Source organism: Veillonella sp., from assembly GCF_019414865.1.
GTDB lineage: Bacteria > Bacillota > Negativicutes > Veillonellales > Veillonellaceae > Veillonella.
This window is the reverse complement of sequence record NZ_DXLG01000117.1, coordinates 1-4,868: the sequence shown is the minus strand read 5'-3', so window position 1 is coordinate 4,868 and position 4,868 is coordinate 1. Positions and strand designations below refer to the sequence as shown.

Below are 4,868 nucleotides of genomic sequence, written 5' to 3'. Positions count from 1 at the left end.
TTGTACCCCTCTATACACTATTCATTGTCAAAACATGAACAAAATGTGAATATTACTCTAATATTATAATTCTAGCTCATAAGAATTGCAAGAAAATGCAAAAAAGAAGGTATACGGCTTTTATAAGCCGTATACCTTCTTTTCTATACTGGTGCGCCTAACCGGAATCGAACCAGTGACACGCAGTTTAGGAAACTGCTGCTCTATCCTACTGAGCTATAGACGCATGTATACTTTATTATATCGTTTTTAATAAAGTATACGCAAGGCGTCCTTATTGTTGTAGGTATTGGTTATTCACTTGTTTTTGTTCTTCTGGGCTTAGGTTTTGGTAGCCTTTTGCTAATGCACTAACCCAGGATCCGTAGGCAGGATTTGGGAATACAACAAAGGTAGTACCAAAGTCTTCTTTATGTTCATCGATGATAGCATTTCTTTCAGCTAAGGTCTTACCTTTTGTACCAATTGGGAAGTCACCTGCATTATCACCCATAAACAAAATTATGCCGTACTTCTTAGTAATGGCATCAAAACGAGGTTGTTTATCAGAGTCTTTTTCGAATAGTAGTACATGTTCTTTATCGACCGATGGGAATCCTAGTTCTTTGAAGTTTTGTACTGTTACATCATAGTTAACAGGTGCATATCGGTTTGAAACGTAGAAAATTTCTACACCTTGTTTATGTACTTCATTTAGAAACTCAACAGCACCAGGCATGGCTTGCGATTTACCTTGATGCACAGCTTGACGCCACCAAGGAGCATCGAAGCGACCATTGCCATTAGCAACGCTTTCACCCATCAGTTTAGTATTATCCACTACTGTTTCGTCCGCATCAAGAACGATAGCAAGAGGTTTTCTTTGATGAGATGGATCAGTAACAGCCATCTTAACAAGATTTAGCGCCACATTGTACCCTTGATACGCTAGTGCTCTGTACTCTGCAGAGGTGCGCATCCATAAGAGTCCCATTGTTTCTGTTTCGGCTTGGTACTGCTGTTTTTGCTTCAGTGCTGTCTGCTCATCTAGTACTACTGCAGCTTTTGCCGGCTCACTGTTAGCAGCTACCGTATTCGTAGCCGCTATACTATTAGTCGGTCGAGTTGATTGAACCTGCGCTACCATCGCTGTAGGAACTACAGGATTTGCCTTCACTGTCGTCGGAGAATCCGCCTGTACTACGGAACCTACGCAAAGACTACCGCCAAGGCAAGCCACCCCTACATACCATGCTAAACTACTACGTTTCATAATTGCCTCCTATCCACATGTGCTCTCTGTATACATACAATACACAATGTAATTCTACATAGGTATACGAAAGTCCTCTATAGCTTTATAGGCTATCTGTGTATTTTAATCGATTTACACAAGAACTATGCTATAATACAGCTGTTGATAGTATTAGAGAGTTCTTATAAAAAAGAGGTATATGTAATGAAAGTATGTAAACGATCAATTATTACCAGTTCACTATTAGCTGTATTGGCTATATCATCTGCGTACGGGGCTACACCAGTACAGCCAAGTGAAAGCACAGACGCTGCAGTAGTTGATATGGATTATTCTAATATTCCAGAGTTAAAAAAATCTATCGAAAGCGCAACACCTGCTATGGTGCAATCTACGCTTGATGCTTCTAAGGGAAAACCTACTAAAGATAAGCCCATCTATTCAACGGTGACTATGTCTGGTAACCGTATTGTATCTGTAAAAACTTACAAAACTAAAGAAGAACAAGAAAAAGCCATGTTAAAAGAGCGTAAACGCTTAGACAGGGTCACTGCTGAACGTCAGGCTAAAAGAAAAGACGAAACACGCACAGATATGCTAAAAGGTTTAACACCAATACCGTCCTATCCACCTGTAAGCGAAACACGCGTATTACAAAGCGAAATGTTCTCTAGACCATTCGGCAGACAACTAGATTTGCGTTTAGTAGAGGCCTATACACAAGATTATGACAAGGCCAAACCTGGCGATATTTATGTCTATGCAGATTATGTGGACTACACATCTAAACAGCTATTAGGTGAAAAAGATGGTACCACTGCTATTTCAGCTATGATTCTACGTGTAATCATGAGAAAAGACGAAAACAAGGCTTTCAGCATTGATGTAAATGCGTACTTCATAAATCCAACAACACATACCATTTCCATAAGTCGGTCCGAAGATGTAAAGGGTATCGATATCAAGAAAGAGGAAAGAGCTGAAGCTGTATTTAAACTACCATCACACCAATTACAAGCCGGCGATCCACAGTATGAAATCGCTAAGCTTATGTATCAGGACCTAACAAATAAAAAATTTGATTAATAATATTTAAATACACTCACCATGACAAAAGCCCCACCTTACTATGAGCTACATAGCAAGATGGGGCTTCGTCTTAGTTTGCGGTACTATAAAAAATACCCCTTTCATAACCAATACATGGTTACAAAGGGGTATCATTTTATTTACGCTGGACGGCTCCAGTCGACTTGTACGTCGATAGCTTCCCACATGCGTGTTAAAGCTAATTTTAAGTTATCTAAAGATTCTAATGGTTTTACAGTCAACCGTTCATATGTATCAAGACCTGTAGCATGCTCGATGGCATGTTCGTCGTTCAAGTAAGCGATAACCTTATCAGCCCACTCTTGTTCAGGTAAATCTACGGACACTGTTTTTGCTTCTGTGTCATAGGACAAGAAACCATTGCTGTTGATGCCATAATGGATGGCTACACGAAATAAACTCATATCTATACCTCTCTTGCGGTAATTTTTAAACACTATATCCATATTGTAACATGAATAAATATATTAGCGAAAGTATTCAATATAAACTTTATGAGTCTATTGTATCGAGTTATATGTCTTCGTTAATGTCGCCTCCATCACTATTCTTATATAGGTCAAGGCTCTTATCCATTTTATTAGATTCTACATCCTCATTAGTAGATTGTGCATCTACTGCGGCTTTTTGTTCCGATCGCTTTCTACGCGTTCCATTGTCTCCGTGAAAGCGCTGCCATAATGCGCCACTCATAACGGCCGTTTCACCAAATTTAGACTCTAATGAATCTAATACACCAGCCAGTTTATTTTCAGTCTCATTTTTAGATGATTCGAAAAGACTATCTTGCATAGGCACCTCTTCATCGAGACCACTAACAGTAAGACCTAATAGGCGTATAGGGCCGGGAGGATTCATAAAGGCAATCCCCTTAGAGCTACAATAGTTCGATCCACTATAATTAGACTGACTATAATTAGATCCATTATAGCTAAGATTCCTAGATTTTATCTTTGTAGTAGCCCCTAGTGCTTCCACATCTTTCTTCGTCCCTTTAGGCTTCTTGCTCGTCTTATCTTGCATCAGCTTGTTCCACAAAAGCAGTGCTGTTTCAAAGAATACATGCTCATGATCAGATGGTGTATCTAATCGTTTCTGCCGTGATACAGTAGTGAAGTCATCATAGCGCACCTTAATCGACACGGTATGCCCTAACAGATTCCGTTTCCGTAACCGCTTCGATAGACGATTGGCAAAATATCTGAACTCGAGTTCAATAGCACTGCCATCGACAAGGTCCTCTTCGTAGGTTTCTTCGGCTCCGATGGATTGTATTTTACGATCTGTTTCCACAGGCCGTTCATCAATACCATTTGCCAGTTCCCATATGCGTCGCGCCTGATTGCCTACAATGGGAATGAGACTCCGTTCATCTGGCAAGGCTTGAATGTGACGCATCAAGTGAAAGCCTCCTGCTTTCAACCGTTTTTCCGTATGAGGTCCTACACCCCAAATACGTTTTATAGGCAACGGTGCTAGGATTTCTTTCTCACGACCATAGGGAATCACTACAAGACCATCTGGTTTATCTAAATCGGAGGCTAGTTTAGCTAAAAATTTATTAGGTGCTAATCCTGCCGAGATGATGAGTCCTGTCTGCTCATACACACGGTCCTTAATGGCACGCCCTAACGCTTTAGGTCCGCTATACATAGTAGACATGCCACTTACCTCAAGAAAGGCCTCATCGATAGATAGTGGCTCAATGTAGGGAGTAAATTCTTTCATAATAGAAAAAATCTGATGTGATACCTCTTTGTAGCGATCCATGCGCGGATACACATAGATACCATCAGGACATAATTTCTTAGCCCTTGAAATAGGCATGGCAGAATGAACACCGAATTTACGAGCCTCATAAGAGCAGGTAGCAACGACACCACGTGAAGAAAGACCACCCACGATAACGGGGTGGCCTTTATATTCTGGATAATCCAGTTGTTCGATGGATGCGAAGAATGCATCCATATCAACATGCATAATCCAACGTCTCATTGTTACGCTTCTTTTTCGTGCTCAGAAATACGGCAGTATTTAATTTGCGCACAAATGCATTCATCCTTAGATTTATATAATTGAGGGATGATTTCTAGAATGTCGCCAAACGTAGCTTCGTTAATGGAGTAACGTGTCCATAAGCCATTACGTTGAGAGTTAACTACACCTGCATCAATTAAGATTTTCATATGGTAGCTCAACGTAGATTGGGATAAATTGAAGCTAGCTAAAATATCAGCTGCACATAATTCATTGCAAGACAACATGTCGATGATGTGTAATCTTGTTTCATCGCTTAATGCCTTAAAAATCGTCGCTAAACGTTCATAAGAAACTTCAACCATATCTTTAACTCCTCAAATCCGTATCAAAAAATGTCAATCTACTTATCGATACTATTATATACTATTTCTTAATGTAAATCTATTTTTTTCTTTATATTTGTATCTTAATAATTTATTATGAATACCAAATAATTATATATGAGTAAATTTTACCACATTATAAACTAATTTCAGCACACTAT

Annotated in this window: 5 protein-coding genes and 1 tRNA gene; 1 reads left to right on the top strand and 5 read right to left on the bottom strand. The window is 39.5% G+C overall.

The features are described from left to right. Positions 1 to 149 precede the first annotated feature (149 nt). Together QZ334_RS06905 and QZ334_RS06900 are read right to left on the bottom strand one after the other, a co-directional pair. Positions 150 to 226: transfer RNA gene (locus QZ334_RS06905), tRNA-Arg, on the bottom strand. 48 nt (positions 227 to 274) lie between these two features. Further along, positions 275 to 1,252, bottom strand: coding sequence for a 5'-nucleotidase, lipoprotein e(P4) family (locus QZ334_RS06900; RefSeq protein WP_295233094.1), 978 nt, complete (start codon positions 1,250 to 1,252; stop codon positions 275 to 277). Between the two features lie 186 nt (positions 1,253 to 1,438). On the opposite strand from QZ334_RS06900, the gene QZ334_RS06895 reads away from it, so the two are divergent. Beyond that, positions 1,439 to 2,320 (top strand): hypothetical protein, encoded by an 882-nt coding sequence (locus tag QZ334_RS06895; RefSeq protein ID WP_295233091.1) that lies wholly within the window; start codon positions 1,439 to 1,441, stop codon positions 2,318 to 2,320. Positions 2,321 to 2,463: 143 nt separating this feature from the next. Here QZ334_RS06895 and QZ334_RS06890 read toward each other — a convergent pair whose 3' ends face one another. The 3 genes from QZ334_RS06890 to QZ334_RS06880 form a co-directional block, all read right to left on the bottom strand. Continuing rightward, the gene (locus QZ334_RS06890; protein WP_105093727.1) at positions 2,464 to 2,748 is read right to left on the bottom strand and encodes a hypothetical protein; all 285 of its coding nucleotides are present in this window, start codon (positions 2,746 to 2,748) and stop codon (positions 2,464 to 2,466) included. A 109-nt stretch (positions 2,749 to 2,857) separates the two neighbouring features. After that, positions 2,858 to 4,339 carry a DNA polymerase IV gene (dinB, locus tag QZ334_RS06885; protein WP_295233088.1) on the bottom strand — a complete coding sequence of 494 codons (1,482 nt, stop codon included), beginning with the start codon at positions 4,337 to 4,339 and terminating at the stop codon, positions 2,858 to 2,860. A gap of 2 nt (positions 4,340 to 4,341) precedes the next feature. Beyond that, positions 4,342 to 4,686, bottom strand: coding sequence for an ArsR/SmtB family transcription factor (locus QZ334_RS06880; RefSeq protein ID WP_009352539.1), 345 nt, complete (start codon positions 4,684 to 4,686; stop codon positions 4,342 to 4,344). Positions 4,687 to 4,868: the final 182 nt, after the last annotated feature.

Excerpts from the sequence above, each read along its gene's own strand:
- QZ334_RS06880 (WP_009352539.1), bottom strand. The coding sequence starts at position 4,686 with ATGGTTGAAGTTTCTTATGAACGTTTAGCGACGATTTTTAAGGCATTA.
- QZ334_RS06890 (WP_105093727.1), bottom strand. The coding sequence starts at position 2,748 with ATGAGTTTATTTCGTGTAGCCATCCATTATGGCATCAACAGCAATGGT.
- QZ334_RS06895 (WP_295233091.1), top strand. The coding sequence starts at position 1,439 with ATGAAAGTATGTAAACGATCAATTATTACCAGTTCACTATTAGCTGTA.
- QZ334_RS06900 (WP_295233094.1), bottom strand. The coding sequence starts at position 1,252 with ATGAAACGTAGTAGTTTAGCATGGTATGTAGGGGTGGCTTGCCTTGGC.
- dinB (WP_295233088.1), bottom strand. The coding sequence starts at position 4,339 with ATGAGACGTTGGATTATGCATGTTGATATGGATGCATTCTTCGCATCC.